At 42.8% G+C, this 22,847-nt stretch carries 19 protein-coding genes; 7 read left to right on the plus strand and 12 right to left on the minus strand.

Annotated elements, in window-relative coordinates; translation table 11 throughout:
* The first annotated feature begins 121 nt into the window (after window positions 1-121).
* Entirely contained in the window at window positions 122-931 is an 810-nt protein-coding gene (locus tag OCU46_RS17915) for a hypothetical protein (protein WP_141272464.1), read from the plus strand.
* A gap of 64 nt (window positions 932-995) precedes the next feature.
* Here the strand turns inward: OCU46_RS17915 and OCU46_RS17920 are convergent, their stop codons facing one another.
* From OCU46_RS17920 to OCU46_RS17930, 3 genes are read right to left on the minus strand one after another with little or no spacing between them, the layout of a single operon-like run.
* The gene (locus OCU46_RS17920; RefSeq protein ID WP_141272462.1) at window positions 996-2,285 is read right to left on the minus strand and encodes an HlyD family type I secretion periplasmic adaptor subunit; all 1,290 of its coding nucleotides are present in this window, start codon (window positions 2,283-2,285) and stop codon (window positions 996-998) included.
* 2 nt (window positions 2,286-2,287) lie between these two features.
* Window positions 2,288-4,357, minus strand: coding sequence for a peptidase domain-containing ABC transporter (locus OCU46_RS17925; RefSeq protein WP_141272460.1), 2,070 nt, complete (start codon window positions 4,355-4,357; stop codon window positions 2,288-2,290).
* Window positions 4,357-5,973, minus strand: a complete 1,617-nt coding sequence (locus tag OCU46_RS17930) for an ABC transporter transmembrane domain-containing protein (RefSeq protein WP_141272458.1) — start codon at window positions 5,971-5,973, stop codon at window positions 4,357-4,359. The genes OCU46_RS17925 and OCU46_RS17930 overlap by 1 nt, the downstream gene beginning before the upstream one ends.
* 294 nt (window positions 5,974-6,267) lie before the next feature.
* Here OCU46_RS17930 and OCU46_RS17935 point away from each other — a divergent pair, with 294 nt between their 5' ends.
* Both OCU46_RS17935 and OCU46_RS17940 read left to right on the plus strand, forming a co-directional pair.
* A complete protein-coding gene (locus OCU46_RS17935; protein ID WP_244311442.1) occupies window positions 6,268-6,867 on the plus strand; it encodes a nucleoside triphosphate pyrophosphohydrolase family protein in 600 nt (199 codons plus the stop codon).
* A gap of 455 nt (window positions 6,868-7,322) precedes the next feature.
* Window positions 7,323-7,607, plus strand: a complete 285-nt coding sequence (locus OCU46_RS17940; protein ID WP_141272456.1) for a GIY-YIG nuclease family protein — start codon at window positions 7,323-7,325, stop codon at window positions 7,605-7,607.
* Window positions 7,608-7,838: 231 nt separating this feature from the next.
* Here the strand turns inward: OCU46_RS17940 and OCU46_RS17945 are convergent, their stop codons facing one another.
* The 4 genes from OCU46_RS17945 to OCU46_RS17960 all read right to left on the minus strand — a co-directional run bounded on the left by OCU46_RS17945 (window position 7,839) and on the right by OCU46_RS17960 (window position 9,912).
* Window positions 7,839-8,780 carry a VirK/YbjX family protein gene (locus OCU46_RS17945; protein ID WP_141272454.1) on the minus strand — a complete coding sequence of 314 codons (942 nt, stop codon included), beginning with the start codon at window positions 8,778-8,780 and terminating at the stop codon, window positions 7,839-7,841.
* A gap of 84 nt (window positions 8,781-8,864) precedes the next feature.
* Window positions 8,865-9,167: a putative periplasmic lipoprotein gene (locus OCU46_RS17950; protein WP_141272452.1), complete on the minus strand. Its 303-nt coding sequence runs from the start codon at window positions 9,165-9,167 to the stop codon at window positions 8,865-8,867.
* A gap of 2 nt (window positions 9,168-9,169) precedes the next feature.
* Entirely contained in the window at window positions 9,170-9,475 is a 306-nt protein-coding gene (locus OCU46_RS17955) for a hypothetical protein (protein ID WP_141272450.1), read from the minus strand.
* Window positions 9,476-9,486: 11 nt separating this feature from the next.
* Entirely contained in the window at window positions 9,487-9,912 is a 426-nt protein-coding gene (locus OCU46_RS17960; protein WP_141272448.1) for a hypothetical protein, read from the minus strand.
* 819 nt (window positions 9,913-10,731) lie between these two features.
* On the opposite strand from OCU46_RS17960, the gene OCU46_RS17965 reads away from it, so the two are divergent.
* Window positions 10,732-11,088, plus strand: coding sequence for a GIY-YIG nuclease family protein (locus tag OCU46_RS17965; RefSeq protein ID WP_141272446.1), 357 nt, complete (start codon window positions 10,732-10,734; stop codon window positions 11,086-11,088).
* A 110-nt stretch (window positions 11,089-11,198) separates the two neighbouring features.
* Here the strand turns inward: OCU46_RS17965 and OCU46_RS17970 are convergent, their stop codons facing one another.
* The 5 genes from OCU46_RS17970 to cysD all read right to left on the minus strand — a co-directional run bounded on the left by OCU46_RS17970 (window position 11,199) and on the right by cysD (window position 17,491).
* The gene (locus OCU46_RS17970) at window positions 11,199-12,182 is read right to left on the minus strand and encodes a DHH family phosphoesterase (RefSeq protein ID WP_141272444.1); all 984 of its coding nucleotides are present in this window, start codon (window positions 12,180-12,182) and stop codon (window positions 11,199-11,201) included.
* The gene (gene cysC / locus OCU46_RS17975; protein ID WP_141272443.1) at window positions 12,175-12,771 is read right to left on the minus strand and encodes an adenylyl-sulfate kinase; all 597 of its coding nucleotides are present in this window, start codon (window positions 12,769-12,771) and stop codon (window positions 12,175-12,177) included. Before cysC ends, OCU46_RS17970 begins: the two co-directional genes overlap by 8 nt.
* Window positions 12,772-13,078: 307 nt before the next feature.
* Window positions 13,079-14,812, minus strand: coding sequence for an SLC13 family permease (locus tag OCU46_RS17980; RefSeq protein WP_141272441.1), 1,734 nt, complete (start codon window positions 14,810-14,812; stop codon window positions 13,079-13,081).
* A gap of 3 nt (window positions 14,813-14,815) precedes the next feature.
* Window positions 14,816-16,231 carry a sulfate adenylyltransferase subunit CysN gene (cysN, locus tag OCU46_RS17985; protein WP_141272439.1) on the minus strand — a complete coding sequence of 472 codons (1,416 nt, stop codon included), beginning with the start codon at window positions 16,229-16,231 and terminating at the stop codon, window positions 14,816-14,818.
* 351 nt (window positions 16,232-16,582) lie between these two features.
* Complete coding sequence (gene cysD, locus OCU46_RS17990; RefSeq protein ID WP_141272438.1) at window positions 16,583-17,491, minus strand: sulfate adenylyltransferase subunit CysD; 909 nt, start codon at window positions 17,489-17,491, stop codon at window positions 16,583-16,585.
* A 1,290-nt stretch (window positions 17,492-18,781) separates the two neighbouring features.
* On the opposite strand from cysD, the gene OCU46_RS17995 reads away from it, so the two are divergent.
* The 3 genes from OCU46_RS17995 (at window position 18,782) to OCU46_RS18005 (ending at window position 22,783) form a co-directional block, all read left to right on the plus strand.
* Complete coding sequence (locus tag OCU46_RS17995) at window positions 18,782-20,059, plus strand: polysaccharide export protein (RefSeq protein ID WP_141272436.1); 1,278 nt, start codon at window positions 18,782-18,784, stop codon at window positions 20,057-20,059.
* A gap of 25 nt (window positions 20,060-20,084) precedes the next feature.
* Window positions 20,085-20,510 carry an arsenate reductase/protein-tyrosine-phosphatase family protein gene (locus OCU46_RS18000; RefSeq protein WP_141272434.1) on the plus strand — a complete coding sequence of 142 codons (426 nt, stop codon included), beginning with the start codon at window positions 20,085-20,087 and terminating at the stop codon, window positions 20,508-20,510.
* 65 nt (window positions 20,511-20,575) lie between these two features.
* On the plus strand, window positions 20,576-22,783 hold the full coding sequence (locus OCU46_RS18005; protein WP_141272432.1) for a polysaccharide biosynthesis tyrosine autokinase: 2,208 nt from the start codon (window positions 20,576-20,578) through the stop codon (window positions 22,781-22,783).
* Window positions 22,784-22,847 lie beyond the last annotated feature (64 nt).

The raw sequence follows: 22,847 nt of genomic DNA on the forward strand, positions 1-22,847 counted from the left end.
GCGTCATCCTGGCAAAAGTCAGGATCTTAGGTCGCACAATGTCTATTTTCGTAGAGGTCGAGTTCAACTTGAATGTGTAATTAAAATCTAATCACGAATAGTAAAATATATGGAAAGATAGATGAATAAATACAACGGATTGTTATTAGTATCAGCGTTAGTTCTTGGCGGCTGTGGCGGAGAGGATGGCGGGAGTGTCAAAGCCCCTAAAGCGGAACTCAAATCAGATGAGATTAATTTTAAGGTGTTTAACCTTGTGTATCAGGGGACCGCTTTAAATAATCCGAGCTATCAGGCTCTCTCTTTTGAGATGAGTTTTGAGAATCCTATTACAGGCACACAGAACAATAAAACAACGTTAACAAACTATATGTTTGCTAGTAGGGGAGTAATGACAATCCCTGACTCGGAAGAAAACGCGTTGGACTTGATTGATTATAAGCTTAGTATTCAAGACTCAAAATCTATGTTAGGAAGTGGTTCATTCCCTATCCAATTTGAAGATGGTAAGTCACAACCATTAATCTTTGCTTCTGGTGATTTAACTCAAACCCCATCGAGCATACAGGTATCAATGGTTGAGCACCCTAAGTCACTAAGCAAGGCTAATGGTACGTTCCCTGTTTTTTTCATGAATACGACCAATAAGGATGTAAAGCTAGAATTATTCTACTCGGATGTAATCTATCCTGATGCCACTCAAGTAAATGTAAAAAGCCAAGCATTGTCTGACCAACTCGATATTCAAAGCTCGGAGCTCGAAGCTGATGTTCGTGTTACTGACTCACAAGGTAATACCATTAACTGTTCGGTAGGCGCAGAACACGCAGATACGATGACAGACAGAGAGAATAAATCTTGGCTTCTAGTGTTAGTGCCCCTTCTGAGTAAATCTCAGACAAAATTAACGTGTCAGCATTACCCGCTTTAAGGCTTTTAAATGTCATCCCGGCCTTGTGCCGGGATTTTAGAGTACACAAAGGCAAGTAAACGGTTTATCTCTCCCCAAATGCCCGACTAATGTTGGTATAAATAGGTTTCCATAGGTACTGAAATACGGTTTTCTCACCGGTAGTTATGTCGACTTCTCCAGTCATACCCGGAATGATGGCAAAGCGGGCAGGGTCATTGCCAAAGTGGCCTTTCTCCACGGTGACCACAACGTCGTAGTAGATTTCGCCTCGCTCAGTTTGACTTGTGGTAGGGGAGATCTCTGTGACAGTGCCACGCAGAGCCCCGAAGCGACTGTAATCGAAGGCGTCAATTTTTACTCGTGCAGGTTGGCCAATAGATACAAAACCGACATCTCGCGGTGACAGCTTAGCTTTGAATGCTGACTTGCCATCCACCGGCACTATCTCTACAACTGTGCCTCCAGGCTGTATAACACCGCCGTTTCGTGTTGTGGGTAGGCTTTGCACCAGTCCTTTTACCGGAGCATTAACTAACGTATTTGATACCTTTGCTTGCCCAGAGCGCAGTTGCGCGTTTAAAGCTGATAGTTCAGAAACCGCTTTGGAACGCTCTTTACTAACCTCAAGTTTGGCTTCAGCGAGAAGTTGATCAATCTTGCTTAGATTTGACTCTGCTTGTTTGATAAGAACGGCTTTCTTGCCTTTTGCTTGCTCTAGTTCAGTTTCGATAGAAGCTATTTTTTGACGCATTTCCAATACTCTTACTTGCGAAATGCTACCGCTTTTTTGTCCCTTAATAAGGATGTTCAGCTCTTTTTGTGATGAACGAAGCTGCCTTGTTTCGGAAGGGATTTGACGCTCTACGCCATTTAATTCTTCGGCAATACGCTCACTCTCTTTTTCTAGAACAACACGTTTCTGAAAATAAAGTGCTTTAGTTGCGGCTAACTCTGCGCGTTGCTCTGCAACGACTTCTGGGTACTGGGTTTCATAATTTGAGAAATCGGGTTCACGCTCTTCAATGAGAGCGGTCATACGTTCGATGCTTAGTTGTAAGGTCGCCTCTTTAGAATTCAATTCTTCTAGCGCGGTAGTCTGAAAAGTGGCATCAAACTCAACGATAGGGTCGCCTACCTCCACCAATTGTCCGCGTTTAACGAAAATGTTTTTTAGTTTTCCACCCAGTTCACTTTGAATAACCTGCCGCTCACCCTCAGGGATTACCGCTCCTTTGGCCTTGGCGATTTCATCCACTTTGGTAAATATTGTCCAACCAATAAATAGAACAATGCAGGCGCCAATGAGTAGCGTGCTAATTGTGAGCAGGCGTCTGGTGATACCCGATTCGATGACTTCCACTGTCGATTTCATGTTTAAGCTTCGCTCCCTTGTGCGGATGCTTCTATATCCAATTCTTGCTCATTTTCGTCTGGAATAGGCCCTGCATAACCAACATTACCACCATCTAAAACCACAACCTGATCGGAAAGCTTGATTAACTCCGCATCGTGAGAGGTAAATATGATGGTGCTAGTGCCTCTGTTTTCTTCTAACCACTGGATGAATCGTCGCTTGTTCTTTTTGCTGCTCACTGGGTTATCAAGAAGAACCAATGGGTACTTATGACAAAGCAGTTTTGCCTGCGTTAGCATCGTGGCTTCGTAGTTAGATAGAGGGTGAGACAGTGATTCAACTTGATTCAGGTGCGTATCCATACCATCGGCTAAGCTATTTACCCAATCCAAAGCACCTACTTTGCTAAGGACATTCTCTACTTCCTGCTCAGAAACGTCGCGACCATCTGCGATAAAGTCAAATACCGTCATTGGCACCATTTCTGGCTGGTCTGAATAGTAACCAAGCCATTTACGAAGCAATTGCGGGTCGTATTGTGAAAGGTTGTTACCATTAAGTTTGATGACGCCACTTTGGGAAGGGAGTAATCCTGCTATGACTTCTAGCAATGTACTTTTACCTGAGCCCATAGGACCGGTGATAGCAACGACTTGTCCTGGCTCAACACTAAAACTAACGCCCGAGAGTGCGGGTTTTAGTTGATTGGCAAAGCGCAATGTAACCAATTCTAAATCAATAGAAGGAGCATCTTGGCTTAGATGGTGGTGTTGATATGAATAATCGCCCTCAGCCCTATAGCTAACGGATTGATTAATCTGTTGTTTTGCTTGAGCAACTTGACCTATGCGCGGATAGCTATTTGCCAGCATTTGCGCAGGGCTAGTGACACGAGAGATCAACATCATGGTTGCAATCAAACCCCCGGGTGTCAGTACTTGATTGAAAATCAGGTCTATACCCAACCCAACCACCGCCAAGGTACTCAGTAACCCGATAGCGTAATATATGGACGTATATTTCCCCTGATGGCTCAGGTGATCAAAGCTGTTTTTGGACGCTAGAGTGTTGGCTTTTTCAAATCTATCCATCCAAAATGGCAAGATATGGCTGGTGCGTAAGAAGCTTAACTTGCTGTTTAGTTCATACAGCAATGAAAAACGAGTCGTTCCGGAAACCGTTAACTGATTATTGAGTAACTTTTGTCGTCTATAACTGCGCTGTGCGAGAATGAAGTACAGAAGCAAGGCGATAATTGGCACTATGACTAACCACCCTCCGAGCACGCCAATAGCGATAATAAAAATAATCACAAAAGGCAGGTCAAACAACGCACCACCTAAAGGCCCTTGAACGATACTTTTGAGGCTTTCAGCTGTGGTGATGCGGTTCATCAATGTTGAGGTGCCGGCCATTCGGTTGATACCCAGTTGACCAAACAGCAACTTGCGCATTACTGATTCAGAGACCTCTCTACTTATTCTATTGGCTACGGTAGTCAACAACTGGCTTCTCACTACCTTGAGAAGCAGCATCATGGAAAATAGTAATATCGCACCTATCGCAATTCCGAACACCTCGTGACCAGCATCCCCACCTATGACATGGTCGTATACCGCCATAGTGATAAATGGGATTGATAAAGCAAACAAGTTGGCAATAAAGCTAATAACAAGCAGCCTAGGAATAATGGGTTTAAAGTTATCCAGTTTATTTGATAGCCAATCTACCTCGGGCTTTTCTTGGGGTTGACCGTGAATCAATATAGTGATGTCAGCCAACCCTTGAGATGCTTGCGCTGGAATGAGCGCTCCATCTTGATACTCCAAGTACCCCTTTAAGTCGTGTCGACATGTGACGCTTGAATCTGCGCCAATTTGAATCGCAACTAAATGCTCGACAGTGCTTAATTTACTGCTGGATGGATGTACGCTGTAGGGGATCATTAATCTGTCTAGCAGATCAAAAACATCACCGACGCTATTGATAGGATTACTTTGGATCCATTCATTAGCAAAATTTTGTACGCCAGATTCAACGCCAATCACGTCTAATACATTATTAACAGAATCAGCATAGGACTCACTCATTATGCTTCTCCTATTGAGCTGATGCTCATCTGCGAAGAGGCCAGTTGCAGAAGAATTTCGCTTTCAGTGTTCATTACAAATGATCGTCCATGAGATAAGTAATATTTGATAACGGCACTTAATCGATTTAGTGAGTCAATATCAAGGTCTCGCTCTGGTTGGTCGAGCACTACGATGGGCGTATCTTGTGCTAGTTGCGCGATTAGGGTGACCAGTTTTATCCCTCCACGGCTCAGTTTGGTACCAATGTTAAATCCGACCTTGGTTTCTACTCCGTCAGCCAGTTCTGATATAACGCGATTAAGCCCTAGAGCATTCATTAGTAGATTTGCTTCCTCTAGCCTTTGCTTATCGAATCCGCATATATTATCCATCAGTGAGCCAGAAACGAGGTGCGGGTGAACAGGAACAAAGCTCACCTGGCTACGCCAGTTAAATTGGTCATTAACAAACGGGGATAAATTCCAACGGAACTCTCCTGATTTAGCGGCTTCAAGCCCTGCGAAAACAGCGCAAGCATGACTTGCTATATCTTCATCCTCATTGTGTAAAATCAGTGCTTCACCTTGGTTGAGGGTGAGAGAATAACCCCACCGTTGCTGGAAACGAGTGAAGACAACATCATTAGCGGTCACTGCCTGTAAAGACGAGAACTCTGGAGCTGAGTTTCGCTTGCTATCGAGTTGCGCGAGCAGCTCAGACACAGATTCATTGGCGACTAAAAAGGAGCTGTAACGAAGGCGAAGACCCATCAATGCACTTAATGGTGCGACAGCTCGACCTGACAAAATAGAGCAGGCCGCTAAACCACCTGTAGTTAAGTCCCCTGCTAATACGCTTAGACTACCAATGAGCACAACGGCAACGGAAGTCCCCATAGCTGCAATCTGAATCAGTTCTTGCGCTACCGCGACCTTACGTTCAGATTCCGCCACAGATAGGTATCGGTTTTCATTGAGATGGCGGAAATAACGGTAAGTCTTTGACTCGAGCGCCTGCTTTTTGACGCCATCAAAGAAAGAAAACACCAAAATCAGGAAGTTCATTCGGCTTTGCTCAGAATAGGCCGCAACTTTAGCGTGAGTGCTGGATTTTTGAGTGAATAACCAAACAAAAGCAAAGGTAATTGCCCACACCACAATTGGTATGAAGACCAAAGCGCCACCGACATAACTAATTAAAGCCAAGAATATGATGGCAAAGGGAACATCAATAAGCCCGCTAATAAATCCGCCAGAATAAAAGTCTTTAATTAAGCCTATTCCTTTGAGGCTCTCTTGAAGCGTACCTGGCTTTAAACGATTAATCTGAGTAGTGCTTGCTCGATTAAGATGATCAACAATAAGGTTATACGTGGAGTGCTCGGTGTTTACTGCCGCAGCACCTAGCATCCAAGTTCGGACATAGCGCAAAAATGCATCAAGGCTAATGGCTATCGCAGCTCCTGCAATCAGTAGAAATGCCGTGCCATAGGCTTGATTGGGTAAGATTCGGTCGTAAATTTGCAATATCACCAGCGGGATGGCGAGTGATAGTAAATTAATTAAGAGAGAAGACGGCAAAACCCGCAGTATCGTTGTCCTTTTCGATAATTGAGTAGTCAGTGCATTGCTCATTGTGTATTTACCATCTCCTTGGTAGGTTTTTTACAAAACCCTTGAAATCAACTTAATAACTGTAATAGGTGATTGTAGATCTTTCCATAAGTGTTTGTTTCAATGGTCATTTAGATTACAAATATGAAGGATTATGCATTGAGCCTTGATGATGGAGCGCAATTGCTGAGTTTCTCAACTTGGTTTTTCATTTTTTTTGGTTCGAAAGAGTATGTTATTCTTGGGCGCTAAAGTGGATGGAATGAAAGGTATTACTTTCATTTGGTCTTGACCCCAATCAATGGAAACCTGGAAATGCCCGTGACTGCCCTCAAAGAATTCTTCTCAACCTTTACTCAATTGACTCCACAGCTTTGGAATAAGCTATACAAGGATATCGTTGAGTTTCGTCAGTTGTTTAACCTGCCAATCAGTACTGGCATTGAAAGCGATAAGCTATGCCATCTGCACTCAAATTTAATGATTGAAGAATTGACCGAACTTGCACGAGCAACCAACAAAGAAGATCAAGCAGACGCGATTACCGACACCGTGTACGTTGCAGTAGGCCGAGCAGTGCATGCTGGTCACGAAGCGTTAAATGACACGACAATTGCCCGCCAAGTAGACGTACTTTTGAATGTGGCAAAAACTTTAGAAATTCCCTTCGAACAATGCTGGGACGCAGTGCACGCGAGCAATATGAGTAAAGCAGCCCTCGACGAACAGCAGGCGAAAGAAACCGTTGAAGTCTATGCTGCTAAAGGCGTGAGCGCTGATTACAAACTGAAGAATGATAAATACATTGTATTCTGCAATCAGGATTCGGTAGCGACTGACGGCGTGATGATTAAGGAAGGGAAGATCCTTAAGAACAAATATTATGAAGCGGTTGATTTAAGCTTTGTGGGGTAGGGGAAAGTTGTGCGTCCCAAGATGCTGGATAAAGACTGTGTGTTTTCCAGCATAACGGCTTAGAGCGCAAGGCTTTACCAAAACGTCATCCTGACGAAAGTCAGGATCTTAGATACGAAAAGGCTGAGTATTGTACGCTCCAAGATACTGGATAGTTACTTCGTAACTTCCAGTATGACGTGGGTTTGGGTTTGATGTTTAGCTAAGTTGAACTCCAACTATAGAAGCCCAAAGTAACGTCATCCTGACGAAAGTCAGGATCTTAGATATGAAAAGGTTGAGTATTGTGTGTTCCAAGATACTGGATAACTACTGCGTAGTTTCCAGTATGACGTGAATAGAAGCATTACAAAAGCATGCACTCTTTCGACCTCATACGAAGAACAGACCTCATATTAATCTCGGCCTACCTTTTCCACCTAACCTCAATGAAACTATCCATTTGAGGGAATCACGTGAAAACTCCCTGTGTCTATATTCTTAGCTCTATAAACCGCAAGGTTCTGTACATTGGCGTTACAAGCAACCTCAAAGGCAGAGTGTGGCAACACAAAAGTCATTATTTCCCTAGTTTTACCTCTCGCTACCACGTCACTCGCTTGGTCTACTTTGAAGTCCACGATGATATGGAGCATGCTATCGAAAAGGAAAAGAGACTTAAGTTTTGGCGACGCGCCTGGAAGGATGCTTTGATTGATGAGATGAATCCCAAATGGAATGATCTTTATGAGACGTTGTGAGCAATTGTAACGCAGAACTTCGCCAAGTCGTCATCCTGAACTTGATTCAGGATCTTGGGTGTGGAAAGTTTGAGGATTGTATGTCTCTCAGATACGGGATAACTACTTTGTAGTTTCCAGTCTGACGACTTAAAGTGCCGGGTTACTCCAAAACGTCATCCTGACGAAAGTCAGGAGCTTAGATACGAAAAGCCTACGTATTATACGTATCTAAAATACTAGACCCCACACTCACAACTCAACCGTAGTACTCTTCATCCCTTGAACTTTCTCATTCAACTCTACTTCCATCTCATCTAACCAAGCATATCGTTTTGTATACAAACGACGCTTGTTCTTCTTCAAAGTGGAAGGGTCTTTACGTTCTGGGAAAGCAGGAATGTTATATCGATACTTGTCACTTCGTTCAGCGCCATATTCTGCCCATAGCTCATCATAATCAAAGGTTACGGCCTTATTCTTCGAGCCTTTATAACGAAGTGCTTGATAGATGTGACCTTTATTAGACACTCCAACAAACTTGGTCACCCCTAGCGATTTCCCAAACATCAACGCTAGTTCTACCATCATTGCTTTAGGACGTAGTCCATGGAATGAGCGAGTTAAAGTTTTGATGACTTGATTGCGATCTTCTACTTGCTCACTTGGGCCTTTTAATGCGCCGATATGCATTGTCAAAGCAGGGCTGGTGGAGAGGTTGAAGGTAATTGAGTAGATCGTTTGACCAAGGTCGTTGATTAGACGAAGACCCAGAGAACCCTCACGCATTTCGCCGTCGAAAATGATTAACGTAAATTCGTTACCCTTTGAGTCTTCGAGCTTAGTTAGCGGCAAGCCACCTTCACTAAAAGCCTGCTTGATGGAGCTATCTAAAGTTGAATTGAGCAAATTAAAGTGCTGCTCAATAAGCCTCATTCGCTCGCTTGCTGGTATATCAACAAACAGGTAAGGCTTGAGGGCTTTTTCTAGAAGACGTGGTTTCTGTTCAACAGCGTTACGAAATAACTCATTACTGGTAAGCGAAGCGATCTGTGTAAAAGTAGAGTGATAGACTTTACTCAATACGTAAAAACGAGCCTTCAACCAGACACTCTTGAGAGTTTTATCGGTCGAGTAATGCAATTGCGATAACTCTAACTCAGGTATTGTGCTGTCTAGCTCGTTGGAAATCATAAAGTCTATCCTTACTTTAGTGCGATGGAATCAAGGTGTGCCTATGCGAAATAGTGAGAGAAATCCCTCGGTGCTTAGGCAAAGTTATTTCGAGCAAAGCGCCTTCATACGAATGATGTTGGTCCAATGTAGAAAGCCGTGATCAGTCACATACTCGACGTTCACCATTGATGCGCCAGTTGGGCATTGCTGCATCATTTGGGCGTATGCGTCATCCACATAATCTGTATCAAACGCAAAGCCCATCACTACAGTTTGAGATGTCTCCACCTCGACCGTTTGTGGGTTGTTCAAATGAACGCTAGGGTCATTACTCACCTGCGACATATGAACGCTACTACTACAAGCAGCTAAAAAGAACGGTAATAGAAGAATCAGCTTTTTCATCATTACGCCTTATTGCAGTAACCAGTTGCGATGATTTCACGCTTGAAGAACAGTACATAACCTGTGGTCTGGTGCTTGGTCATTACGCCTTCAATTTTTCCGTCAGTACATTGCTGCTTAAGGTCGGTAACGGCTTCATCAACGATATCGTTGTTAAAGTTGATACCAATGAAGTTCCAGTCAGATGCAGAAGCGGTAACCGCCTGATCACGCTCAGCGGGTACAGAAGTAAGAGAAACTGTATTTAGACCTACGCAGCCCGAAAGTGATGCAGCCGCAATGGCCAGTAAAATTGTTTTCTTGAACATGGTATGAATTCCTACTTGATACAGTAACCGTCAACTCGAACCACCTCGCCACTGATAGTGCCGAAATTAGTTGATTCGCGAACAGACGTTAGGCCGGTAAGGTTGTGGCTTGGACATTGAGCATCAACTTGCCGCATGATTTGGTCAGCATATGCGTCGTTGTACACAGGGTTCCCGGTCGTCGGCCCCATGTTCATCAATGCAAGAACAGTCGCAACAATCTCCATATTTTCTGAAGCGCGCTCACTAGTAGCCACTTCAGAACCAATGCGCGCTGTTTCTGCAGCATCAAAACCAAACTCGTTCACCTTGATGCTAATCGGTGTTAATTCACCTTGCGTCTGGTCGATATCACTGAGTTGTACATGGTGCAATTGTGAGCAAGCGCTAAGAGAAGCAACGCCTATACCCAACAATGCGAGTTTTAAAACTTTCATCGAACGTTTCCTATTTGTGCGCAAAAGTGGCGCGCATAGTAAATGGATGTTGATAGCGATGGAATGCAATACGTGGCAATAAATGTAACCATCTATTTGTATGATGAATAGTGTTCATATCGGTAAGTAATTGTTCGTTTTTGGAAAAGGGGGCAATGTCATCCTGAACTTGATTCAGGATCTTGGGTGCGCCAGGGTTATGCATTGTGCGAGCCAAGATACTGGATAACTACTGAGTAGTTTCCAGCATGACGACTTGGTGTAGAGGGTTGTATTAAACGTCATCCTGAACTTGGTTCAGGATCTTAGGTGCGCCAGGGTTGTGCATTGTGCACTCCAAGATGCTGGATAACTACTGCGTAGTTTCCAGCATGACGACTTTGTGTAGAGCGCTGTGTTGAATGTCATCCTGAACCTGATTCAGGATCTTAGGTACGTCAGGGTTATGCATTGTGCGCACCAAGATACTGGATAACTAAGGTGTAGTTTCCAGCATGACGACTTGGTGTAGAGGGTTGTATTGAAGTCATCCTGAACTTGGTTCAGAATCCTGGGTGCGACGGAGTTTAGCGTTGTACGTCCTAAGATATTGGATAACTACTGCGTAGTTTCCAGTATGACGACTTGGAGTAGAGGGTTGTATTGAACGTCATCCTGAACTTGATTCAGGATCTTAGGTACCACCGAGCATTAAGAATGACAAGCATACCAAAAAGTATGAGATTGCTAGAAATACCTCCAAACACATTGAGTCAAAATTAGGATTTTTAGTTATCACTCTTAGCCTTAAAGTCCCAGAAAAAAGAAAAGGACTTCAATGTGAAAACTCAACCTGCTCAGTCTGAATTCGAAGAAAATACAAACCCAGTTCTAAAGCACATCTACTCTGTAACGCAGCAGTTCAGCGTCTACATACTCAGCTCAGTCAATGATGCTCTGTTATACATAGGTCAAACGGAGAATCTGCAATCAAAGGTTTGGTTACATAAAAAGAGAACAACTGATCATTTAGGACTCACAATCTTTGAGCAGAAATTGGTGTACGTAGAGCAATTCGACAACGTTATAGATGCGCGTACTCGGGAGCAGGAATTGACTATGTTGCCTGAGATTGATTTGAGGAAGCTGATCACGACCAACAATCCTAAATGGGATGACTTGTTTGAGTTTGTATGAGGTGAGAAATGCAGTTGTATTTTGAACAGTAAATCAGAGCCCCCGAATGTATGTATCGGGGATCAGTTTTGTTGAGCGATAACCAGATTGTCGCCTTTGAGAAAGTAGGGTTATGCTGAACCAAATCGCTCTTCCATCTTTTCAATAAACAATGAAACAACCCTCTCAGGTAATTCATTGATCCCAGCAGCCGCTTTCCTGCCTCCTCCCGTTGCAAACTGCGAGCACACATCATCGGCGCCTTCTCGATTCATTAAAGGGCTTCTTACGCTGACGGTGTGAGAATCACCAGATGGATTTGCAGTTAAAACCGCTATAGCTTTCTTGGGATGCTCATTAGCAAGCCAGTTCCCATATGTGCCACTTATACGCCTTGCCCATGCTTGGCACGGGAGTATATATATATCTATATGTTGAGTAGAGTAGGTTGCTTGAATTGATTTAACGTTATTCCAGTCGCGCTCAAACCCTGATTTTAGCTGTTGGAAAACACCATCTGTTTGATCTCTGAGGCGTAACGGGTTTGGGTATTTTAATAAAGATTCAAATAAGGCTTTAGGGTGAAAGTGAAGATCTTCAATCGAACCACCATATCCGTTGTAATTGATCAATGTCCCTAGCTGATTGAGGAAATCTATGTCCTCATGAGCTACGCTGTGTTTTAACGCTAAAGCAGTTGCTTGCTCTGATAGATTGTCACCAAAGGCGCCAACACAAGCCCATAGATAGTGAGAGTCATTCAGCAATAGATTGATGAGCAGGCTAGTACAAACGTCTGACGAGGTATCTAGAAGAGACTTTAGATGGGGAGAGATTGGAGCTACCCCTGTTCTATGATGGTCACAGTAGAATATGTTCACCTTATTTTCTATCAAAGAACGCAATGCTTCTTGGTTCTTCTCCATAGAGATATCTAACACTGTTACAGAGGTGGCATCTTGTTGGTCGACAACTTGCTGCAGTAGCTGAATGTCTCGCTTAACTCCGGTGATAAGTTTGGAGTTTTTGGGCTCACTTAGCCTGAGCTGTAATAAAGCGCAAATACCATCCGCGTCTCCGTTAAACACGTCATAATGCAAAGAGTGTTTAGACATAGCCGTTATCTCGTAAGTACTGAACAACTTGCTCAGCACTATCTTCAATAGATTGTTGATCAGTTTTTAGATGTATCTCGGCCGATTGTGGCGCTTCATAATCAGATGTTAGGCCTGTGAAGTGTTCTATCTCGCCTTTGCGAGCTTTTTTATACAACCCTTTGGGATCGCGTAGTTCGCATGTTTCGATTGGAGTATCAACAAACACTTCAATGAATTCACCCTCTGGAAGAAGTGTACGAACTTGCTTTCTATCTGCGATAAAAGGGGATATGAAAGCAGTTAATACTAAGCTTCCAGAATCCACAAACAACCTAGCGACTTCGCCAATTCGTCTGATGTTTTCAATTCGGTCTTCATCAGAAAAGCCCAAGTCACGGTTTAGCCCATGGCGCACATTGTCACCATCTAATAGATAGCTATGGACTGACAGTTGATTGAGCTTAAGTTCTACGGCGTTCGCAATGGTGGATTTCCCTGAACCACTTAAGCCTGTAAACCAAAGCACAGCAGGTTTATGACCTTTGAGTTGTTGGCGTTGCTCTCGAGTAACAGACGCTTGGTGCCATACGATATTTTGGTTTCCCATGGTTTGTTTATTTCCTTATAAATAACAATTTGTAGCTGATAGCTCTATTTCGTCATCCTGGACTCGATCCAGGACCTTAGAATGCACAATATTCGCAATTTCCACTCCCCAAGATGCTGGATTTCTCCAGCATGACGTTAAAGGTACGATGTTAAAGTTGTGTTTAGCCATCAGCTTTATTTCCGTCATCCTAGACTTAATCCAGGATCTTAGGGTGTACGATATTCGCGATTTGCACTCCCTAAGATGCTGGATTTCTCCAGCATGACGGTAAAACTACCTCCGTACCACAACCACACCTTTAACCTCATAACCCAAAAAAGTGTTCAATCGCAAATATCGCGGTAAAACTATAAATCACACTAATCGGAGCGCCAATTTTTACAAAATCTGACAACTTGTACTGTCCTGCATTAAATACCATCAAGTTTGTTTGATAACCATACGGACTGATAAAGCTTGCACTAGCGCCAAAGGCTACGGCCATCACAAACGCTATTGGGTTTGCATCTAAACTCAAAGCAAGTGAGTAGGCGATGGGGAAGGTTACTGCTGCGGCTGCGTTATTGGTGACTAACTCTGTCAGTAGTAACGTAGCGAGAAATACAAATACCAACGCCAAGTGCGGGCTCACCGAGAGGTTATTTTGGATTAGTAAGTATTCTAGATGTTCAAACAATCCGCTATTTTGTATCGCAAACGACATCACAATCGCTGAGGTGATAATAAGCCAGATGTGATAAGGAAAGCGCTGGGTAACGTCGTTGATAGTGAGTACGCCAAAGCATAGCAAGACGCCGAATAACAACAGCATGGCTTTAAACAAAGTAACTAACCCAAGAGATGCCGATACTAGTGCGACTACAAAACCAAACAAGGTAGCCTTTTCGCCAATCCCCTGTATCTTATTTTCGACAGCGATATCGCTTAGTAATATAAAGTGCTTCTGAAAGCTTGGAGCTAGTGAAGGTGGCTCCCCAGCTGTCAAAACTAGGTAATCTCCGGCCTTAAGCTTTACTTCACCCAATTTGCCAGATAAGCGTACGCCGTTGCGCTTTATGGCGACAACACCCGCGTTAAAGGTTTGTCTGAAATTACATTCTTTGAGTGAGCGATTCACTAATCGGCTTTGCGGCAACAAAATAGCCTCAACAAAGCTGTGCGATGCTAAGCCCTCTTTATCAGCGAATATTTCAAGTCCGTTGTAATGCTTTAGCTGAGATACCTTCGATACATCACCATTGAAAAAGAGTCGGTCGTTTTTTTGCAATATTTCGCTAGGGGATACAGGGCTGATTATGTTGCCGTCTCGCTCCATCTCTATTAGAAATAGCGACTCCATATGACGTAAACCATTCTGGTTTATATCCTTGCCGATGAGTGCAGAACCCTCTGAAACACTGGCTTCAATAAAATAACTATCGTTAATTGGTGCATTGGTTTCGTTGTTGGGCAAAAATCTAACTAAAAGTGTTAACACTAAGCCGCACGCAACCACAACGCATAATCCAACCGCAGTGAAATCAAAAAATGCCAGAGGGGGGAGGTCAGTATCAATAAGAAGGCTGTTCACGATCAGGTTGGTAGAGGTACCAATAAGCGTGAGTGTGCCCCCCAATATAGCGGCATAAGATAACGGTAGAAGTAGTTTGGTAGCACTATGATGTGGGTTGTTGCGTATTGGAGACAATAAGCTAGATACAACGGCTGTATTGTTCAAGAAAGCAGAGAAAACAACCGTAAAACCAAATAAACGTGCGAAGGTTTTACCGTAACTTGGGCGAATGACGTATTGTGCCATAATTCTCAATACGCGGGTTTTCTCAAGAGCTATGGAGCATAGCATCAGCAATATTAGAGTAAGCAGGCCCTGGTTAGAACCTGCGTTGATAACTTGCTCGCTAGAGACGAGATCCAAAGAGAAAAGTACCAGCAGCGCTAACCCAAACACGCGAGCAGGGTGTTTCTGGAAGCGAATGAGTGAAATAATGGTGGTAATGAATACCACCAATACAATTCCACTTTGCAAGCTAATGCCCATTCTTTAGCCCTTGCTAAGCAAGTCTTTAGCATCCCAATGCGGGAAGTGCTTACGGACCAACTGATTGAGCTCAAGCTCAAACTCAGAATATTCATGACTAGGCTGGCGCTTACTCTCTAGTGCTCCTTCAATCATCCCGGCACCAACAGTAGCATTGGTCAGTCTATCGATGATGATGAACGCTCCGGTAATACGATTGTTGTCATAGGCATCAAAGACCACTTTCTCATTAAGGTTGAGATGACATAGGCCAATTTCATTTAAGTTTAACTGGTTAGCCTCGAGCTTTTGCATGCTATTAACATCGACGCGGTGCTCAATTTTAGACACCTGACCAGTCACCGTCTTTGTACCAAGCTTTATCAGATATTCTCGATTGAGTTGTAGAGCGTCTTCATTCATCCACACGACATTTGATGAAACGGCATTCGAGTAATGCGGTTGCTGATCAGGACGGACTAAAATGTCACCACGGCTAATATCTACTTCGTCTTCTAAAGTAAGTGTCACCGCTTGCCCTGCGTAAGATGAGGTGAGGTCGCCATCGAAAGTAACGATTGATTTTACCTTACTCTCTTTGCCTGATGGGAGTACCTGAATGCGGTCGCCAACACGAACCTCTCCAGATACAACCGTCCCACAAAAGCCACGAAAGTCGAGATTAGGGCGATTTACGTATTGAACAGGAAATCTAAACTCTCCTTCTTCTTTACTTTTAGTAGTTTTGGCAGAATTAAGTAAGCGCATTAATGTTGAGCCAGGGTACCAACTCATGTTCTGGCTGGGGAATACCACATTATCGCCATGCAAAGCAGACACTGGCACAAACTGAATGCTTTCGAAGTTTAATTCCTTAGCAAATTTACGATACTCTTTTTTGATAGATTGATAACGCTGTTGGCTGTAATCAACGGTATCCATTTTATTGACCGCAATAATGGCGTGTTTAATGCCTAGCAAAGAACAAATAAAAGAGTGACGGCGAGTTTGGGTTTGGACGCCATGTCGAGCATCAATCAAGATGATTGCGAGATCTGAAGTAGACGCGCCGGTAGCCATATTGCGAGTGTACTGCTCATGTCCTGGAGTATCTGCAATAATAAACTTGCGTTGGTCAGTTGTGAAATAGCGATAAGCCACATCAATGGTGATGCCTTGTTCGCGCTCAGACTGCAGTCCATCAACAAGCAGGGCTAAATCAAACTCTTGATCTGTGGTGTTGTATTTTTTTGAGTCTTTTTGAATGGCCGAAAGCTGGTCTTCAAAAATCATTTGATTGTCATACAGCAAACGCCCAATCAATGTCGATTTGCCGTCATCTACACTGCCACAAGTAATAAAACGCAGCAGGTCTTTGTTTTCATGTTGTTTTAAATACGCTTCGACATCATACGAAAGCAAATCTGAAATTGTGTTCATGTTAACCGTTCCTTTGGTCGTTGGGTGGTTACAAATTCTATTTGTTGGTCAGGTTGTTCTGATTCTTAGCCCTTAGCCCTTAGCACCGTCATCCTGACGTAGGTCAGGACCCTAGGACGCACAATGCTGGTCAATCGCACTCTCTAAGATGCTGGATCAAGCCCAGCATGACGGCTTGGTTGCCCTCGATGCTTACCCTTCGCACCGTCATCCTGACGACTTGGTTACACTCGATGCCTACCCTTCGTACCGTCATCCTGACGAAGGTCAGGATCTTAGGAGGCACAATGTTGTTATTTAGCACTATCCAAGTTGATGAAATCAGCTCTACATAACAAGGCTCAAGTTTTCTTAGAAATACCCTTCCATCTTCTTCTTCTCCATCGAACCTGAAGAGTCGTTATCTATAACTCGGCCCTGCCTTTCTGATGTAGCGGTCAAAAGCATCTCTTGAATGATCTCGGGAAGAGTCTCAGCTTGCGATTCAATAGCTCCCGTCAACGGATAACAGCCTAGTGTTCTAAAGCGTACTTTCTTCATCTCTGGGGTTTCGCCAGGCTCAAGTGGCATGCGGTCGTCATCAACCATTATCAGGGTGCCATCACGCTCAACGACAGGGCGCTCCTTGGCAAAATACAAAGGAACCATGTCGATGTTTTCTAGGTAGATGTATTGCCAGATATCGAGCTCTGTCCAATTTGATAACGGGAAGACTCGAATACTTTCACCTTTGTCTACTCGGGCGTTATAGACTTGCCAAAGTTCAGGGCGTTGGTTCTTTGGGTCCCATCGATGATTTTGATCGCGGAATGAATAAACTCTTTCTTTTGCGCGTGATTTTTCTTCATCTCGGCGTGCACCACCAAAAGCGGCATCGAATCCGTGCTCATCCAGTGCTTGTTTTAGAGATTCGGTTTTCATGATATCGGTATGCTTAGCACTACCGTGAGTGAAAGGGCTGATATCCATGTCTAAACCACGTTGGTTTTTATGAACGATTAGGTCGAGATCGTATTTGTCTGCCAACTCATCGCGAAACTCAATCATTTGTTTAAATTTCCAGTTGGTATCGACATGCAGAAGAGGAAAGGGGACTTTCGCTGGATAGAAAGCCTTTCGAGCTAAATGCAGCAAAACCGAAGAGTCTTTACCTATTGAGTAAAGCATCACTGGATTTTCAAATTCAGCGGTCACTTCACGGAAGATTTGAATTGATTCAGCTTCTAGAGCCTTTAAGTGAGTAAGTCTGGCCGTATCCATAATCGAAAGTTCTATCCCTATTGTTTCGTTGTGCTAGAAACCTAACAACAAAGTTAGCGTTTGACTCATAATCAAACAGTCTAAGATAGGCAATGAAGGACTAAGGAAGGGATTTTTATTGCGGGAATTTGAATTTAAATCAATATATACAATAACTTAACTGTGTTTTGACCGAGATAAGATTCGCAGTCGAACATAAAGCATAAAAAGACTTTAGTTATAACTAAAGGTTTTAAAGAGATAATTTGCCTCTATAGATTCGAAAAAGATCTAGTTGTCAGAATTTCCTAGGTATGACGAATTCACTTTATACTGATGAACTTAATCTGCTCAATACGCCATCGTCGAATGCTCCTACTTGAGGTCCTATCTACAAACACTCCAAAACAGCCTTATAAGATACGAGAATGATGTTTAGAAACCCACTATGAAAGCTACATAAATGGAGAGGGTGTCGGTATGAGGGATAACGACTTTATATGTGGCCAATCTAAATATCTGGAGGTACTTAACAATAAACTCATTATTACCATTTTCCGCCAGGTACTTGAGTTAATATGCTAGTTGTTGAGTACTGTCTGCGAAAAAACTAACGAAAACTAGAACAACTTAACCGAGAACGCCTCTGCATGATCAGGATGAAAATCCACGTCAAGCAAGGTAGATTTGATAATTAATTACTTTAATTTTAATCGGTTATGCTTTGGCAATCGTCAAAAACACGAGCTCATATGATGCGAAACTATATGCACCAAAAGTTATATTATTATTTGATAATTTGTAAGATAATTTGATTTACTGGTGCTTTTAGAGTTATTATTCTACCCCCAAAGTGTTACTAAACCTTTTTGGTCATAAAACTGTAAAAACAATATGTCATTTTGCGCCATATGCGGACGTAAAACATGATTTTCGCATCATGCTGGCCTATTATTACGGTCAATTTGCACAGATTGTGCTTTGTTGCCTACTTTTAAGCATTTTGTTTATAACCAAAATTTATGTAAGACAGGTAATAAATAGATTGAATGAATTAAAAGTATTCCGTACTATATGTTTCATCAATATCACCTAATTTGTGATGTAGATCAAGTATTTGTGTCATCACAAAACGTTAAATACCGCCTTTAAAGCAACCATTTGCTTATGGGCAGACAATTAGTGAGCTCAGCCTCAAAGCTAAACAACATCGAATCGTGGAATTTCGAATAATCCTCCGGGCGGTAGCGTATCCAAAATGCGCAAATCGTGTAAAATACCGCTAACTCAATAAGAACTTAAAATCCTTTTATGAAACTTCATTTTAAAACGGTGTTGCCGTTAGCAACAGTGCTTGCCATATCGGGTTGTACTATGCCGGGATCAACTGTCGATCTTGGTGATAAGCAAATTTACAATACCTCTCCAGACGAATCTCAAATGTCTGAGCAAGAGTTGGCTGAAACACCGATTAACGTAGTAAACGTTTATCCTTTATCTCCATCATTTGTGAATCGCTATGCTAGCTACTTTAATGTAGAGGCTCACTCTCGTAGTAATCCAGCCCTTGATGCGCAGATTGCAAACTACGAGTACGTTATTGGTCAGGGTGATATATTAAACATCACAATTTGGGATCATCCTGAATTGACGATCCCTGCAGGTTCTTATCGTAGTGCTCAAGAAGCGGGTCACTGGGTACATGCTGATGGAACAATCTTCTATCCATACATTGGATTTGTGAAGGTAGCGGGTAAAACAGTTACAGAAGTGCGTAAAGAGATTTCCCAACGCCTAGCTCGTTATATTGAGAGCCCTCAGGTTGACGTTAATATTGCTGGTTTCCGCTCTCAAAAAGCCTATGTAACAGGTGAGATTCGCCAGCCAGGCTACCAACCTCTTACTAACGTTCCTCTAACGTTCTTAGATGCTATCAATCAAGCTGGTGGCCTAACCACTGACGCGGATTGGCGTAATGTTACTCTTACTCGTGATGGAAAAGCTGAAACATTATCTTTGCATGATTTAATGCAAAACGGTGACTTGACTGAAAACCGTCTGTTACAAAAAGGGGATATCATCCATGTTCCTCGTAACGACGCGCAAAAAGTCTTTGTACTAGGTGAAGTTAATAATCCAACACAGCTAAAGATAGATCGTTCAGGTATGACTCTTACTGAAGCATTAAGTGGTGTTGGTGGTATCAACGAACTAGCCGCTAATGCAACGGGTGTATTTATCTTCCGCAGTGGAGATCGTGATAAACAACATGAAGAGTACTTAGCTCAAGTTCGTGATGAGTCGCTATCTCAAGAAGAGAAGCAAGAGATAGAAGCTGAAAAGCAAGAACTTGCTAAGCAAGGCAAAAAGCCTCGTCCAGAAAAAGTCATAGCTAACGTTTATCAGTTAGATATTAGTGATGCTACTGCATTGGTGACAGGTACAGAGTTTGAACTTGAACCATACGATGTAGTTTATGTTACTGCAGCACCAATTGAACAATACAACCGTGTTGTTCGTCAGTTGTTGCCAACGATTACTGCATTGAATGATGGTAGTGAGTTCGTTAACCGAGTCCGTAACTGGTAATTTGCCAAAGTAGCGAAGTGAAGTAATGTTTAATAATATCTTAGTGGTCTGCATTGGTAACATATGTCGTAGCCCTATTGGCGAGGAAATGTTAAAGCAAGCTCTGCCTGCAAAAACAGTAACCTCGGCCGGACTTGGTGCTTTGGTGGATAAGCCTGCAGATGAGAACTCGGTAAAAGTGTCTGCACTGCATGATTTGGATTTAACCAGCCATGTTGCCCGTCAGATAACAACAAAGATGATTGCAGACAATGACCTGATTCTAGTTATGGAAAAAGGTCATATTGATGCCATTACCAAACTAGCACCTGCTGCACGTGGTAAAACGATGCTGTATGGACATTGGTTAAACAAAGAAATTCCAGACCCATATAAACAAAGCTTTGAAGCGTTTGAACATGTATATGAGTTGATTGATAAATCAGCCAAAGAATGGCTCAAGCGCCTCTAAAACCTTGTAGCTGATAGCTTAACGCTGTCAGCTATTTAATGATCCCCTAGAACCTTATAAATACTATGACCCAAAATACTCGTTCACAGCGCTCTCAACAGCCACCGCAACCTGATGTAATAGATTTAGGCAAATTGCTAGGTTTGTTACTTGATGGTAAATGGATCATCATCTTCACTACTTTTGTCTTTGCTGTTTTAGGTGTGACTTACGCTTTATTGGCGACACCTATCTATAAGGCAGACGCACTGATACAAGTTGAGCAGAAAAATAGTGGTATGCCTGTGCTAAGTGAAGGCTTGAGCGACATGTTCGCACAAGAGTCTAATGCGGCAACAGAAATTGAGATTATTAAATCTCGCATGGTTTTAGGAAAGACAGTTGATAAGTTCAATTTAACAACTGTTGCCCAGCCAAACTACCTTCCTGTGATTGGTAAGGGGCTTGCGACACGTTTAGGCAGTGAAGCTCACATAAAAGTAGAGCGCTTTGATATTCCAGAGTATGCAGAAACGGGGGGTTACACCCTGACGTTGGATAATGCAGAAACTGGTGAATACTCACTATTCGACCTGAACGAAAAACTGCTATTAAAAGGTAAAGTAGGCGAGTTCGCCAAATCTTCGAACGATTCTGTCAATAGTGAACAAGCACCTTTCTCTATTTTCATTTCCTATTTAGAAGGCCCACAGGGTCAAAAGTTCAGCCTTTCAAAACGTTCTAAGCTGATGGCTATCAACTGGCTATCGTCGAATCTTTCAGTATCGGAACGAGGCAAACAGTCAGGTATTCTTTCATTTGGTTTTGAAGGCCCAGACTCTCGACAGAACATTGATTTACTAAATGATATTGCTACCAACTATTTTCTGCAGAACGTGGATAGAAATGCTGCCGAAGCTGAAAACAGCTTAGAGTTCTTGAAGGACAAGCTTCCTGAGATCAAAGGTCAGTTAACGGTCAATGAAGATGCGTTAAATAAATACCGTCAAGACAACGAATCTGTTGATTTAGGCCTAGAAGCACAATCTACATTGAAGGTGATGGTTGAGTTGGAGTCTCAGTTAAATGAACTGACCTTTAAAGAAAGTGAACTTGCTCAGCGCTTTACTAAAGAACACCCTGCTTATGTAGCTGTACTGGAAAAACGCAAAACGTTGTTGGCGCAAAAGCGTAAATTAGAAGATCAGATTAGAAAGCTTCCTAAAACGCAACGTGAAGTATTACGCCTAACACGTGATGTGCAAGTTAACCAAGAAATCTACGTTCAACTTTTAAATAAATCGCAAGAGTTAGCCATTGTCAAAGCAAGTACAGTTGGTAACGTTCGTATTCTTGATAAGGCGGATTCCAATGGTTTAGCTGTAAAACCTAAGAAGCCTCTTATTGCAGTCTTAGCTACGTTACTAGGTGGCATGCTAAGTGTGGCATTCGTACTTCTTCGCGCTGCCTTCCATCGCGGAGTGGAAAGCCCGGACCAAATCGAAGAAATCGGTTTGTCTGTATATGCAACTATTCCAAAATCAGAACAACAAGAGAAGATTGAAAAATCTTACCAAAAGCTTAGAAAGTCGGGTAAGAAACGCCCTGCAGAAGAGGCGCTATTGACGCTAGTTAATCCAGCAGATCTAGCGGTTGAAGCATTACGTTCACTTCGAACGAGTTTGCACTTTGCGATGATGGAAGCGAAAAACAACGTCATTATGATTACGGGTCCGTCGCCAGGTATTGGTAAGTCGTTTGTTTCTACTAACTTTGCCTCGGTTATCGCTAGTAGCGGTCAAAAGGTGCTTGTTATCGACGCTGATATGCGCAAAGGCCATATAGGGCATAGCGTTGTTTTGGCTCATACCCACGGTCTTTCAGACTGTCTAGCGAATACGCACAGTGTTGAAGATGTGATTCACACTAGTATCACTGAGAACCTAGATTTTATTTCTAAAGGCAAAACTCCACCAAATCCATCAGAGATCCTAATGCACGCTAGATTTACTGAATTGGTGGAATGGGCAAGTGAAAACTACGATATCGTTCTTATCGATACACCACCTGTACTTGCTGTAACCGACGCAGCAATCGTTGGCCGCCACAGCGGAACAACACTGATGGTATCTAGATTTGGCATAACATCGACTAAAGAACTTGAAGTAGCAGCTGATCGCCTAGAACAAGCTGGTGTAGAAACTAAAGGCGTTATTCTCAATGCTGTAGAGAAAACAGCTTCAAGTTACTACACGTATGGCTACTACAATTACGCATATAAGAGTGATGCGTAATACCAGGCATTGAAGTCTTCGCAATATTAACAGTGCATCCCAGTCGGTATAGGTAGTTACGCTC

It is taken from the genome of Vibrio comitans, assembly GCA_024346835.1.
In the GTDB taxonomy this organism is placed as follows: Bacteria; Pseudomonadota; Gammaproteobacteria; order Enterobacterales; family Vibrionaceae; genus Vibrio; species Vibrio comitans.

Bases quoted from the DNA above. Each gene is read 5' to 3' on its own strand.
- OCU46_RS17915 (WP_141272464.1), top strand. From the start codon at position 122: ATGAATAAATACAACGGATTGTTATTAGTATCAGCGTTAGTTCTTGGC.
- OCU46_RS17920 (WP_141272462.1), bottom strand. From the start codon at position 2,285: ATGAAATCGACAGTGGAAGTCATCGAATCGGGTATCACCAGACGCCTG.
- OCU46_RS17925 (WP_141272460.1), bottom strand. From the start codon at position 4,357: ATGAGTGAGTCCTATGCTGATTCTGTTAATAATGTATTAGACGTGATT.
- OCU46_RS17930 (WP_141272458.1), bottom strand. From the start codon at position 5,973: ATGAGCAATGCACTGACTACTCAATTATCGAAAAGGACAACGATACTG.
- OCU46_RS17935 (WP_244311442.1), top strand. From the start codon at position 6,268: ATGCCCGTGACTGCCCTCAAAGAATTCTTCTCAACCTTTACTCAATTG.
- OCU46_RS17945 (WP_141272454.1), bottom strand. From the start codon at position 8,780: ATGATTTCCAACGAGCTAGACAGCACAATACCTGAGTTAGAGTTATCG.
- OCU46_RS17950 (WP_141272452.1), bottom strand. From the start codon at position 9,167: ATGAAAAAGCTGATTCTTCTATTACCGTTCTTTTTAGCTGCTTGTAGT.
- OCU46_RS17955 (WP_141272450.1), bottom strand. From the start codon at position 9,475: ATGTTCAAGAAAACAATTTTACTGGCCATTGCGGCTGCATCACTTTCG.
- OCU46_RS17960 (WP_141272448.1), bottom strand. From the start codon at position 9,912: ATGAAAGTTTTAAAACTCGCATTGTTGGGTATAGGCGTTGCTTCTCTT.
- OCU46_RS17970 (WP_141272444.1), bottom strand. From the start codon at position 12,182: ATGTCTAAACACTCTTTGCATTATGACGTGTTTAACGGAGACGCGGAT.
- cysC (WP_141272443.1), bottom strand. From the start codon at position 12,771: ATGGGAAACCAAAATATCGTATGGCACCAAGCGTCTGTTACTCGAGAG.
- OCU46_RS17980 (WP_141272441.1), bottom strand. From the start codon at position 14,812: ATGGGCATTAGCTTGCAAAGTGGAATTGTATTGGTGGTATTCATTACC.
- cysN (WP_141272439.1), bottom strand. From the start codon at position 16,231: ATGAACACAATTTCAGATTTGCTTTCGTATGATGTCGAAGCGTATTTA.
- cysD (WP_141272438.1), bottom strand. From the start codon at position 17,491: ATGGATACGGCCAGACTTACTCACTTAAAGGCTCTAGAAGCTGAATCA.
- OCU46_RS17995 (WP_141272436.1), top strand. From the start codon at position 18,782: ATGAAACTTCATTTTAAAACGGTGTTGCCGTTAGCAACAGTGCTTGCC.
- OCU46_RS18000 (WP_141272434.1), top strand. From the start codon at position 20,085: ATGTTTAATAATATCTTAGTGGTCTGCATTGGTAACATATGTCGTAGC.
- OCU46_RS18005 (WP_141272432.1), top strand. From the start codon at position 20,576: ATGACCCAAAATACTCGTTCACAGCGCTCTCAACAGCCACCGCAACCT.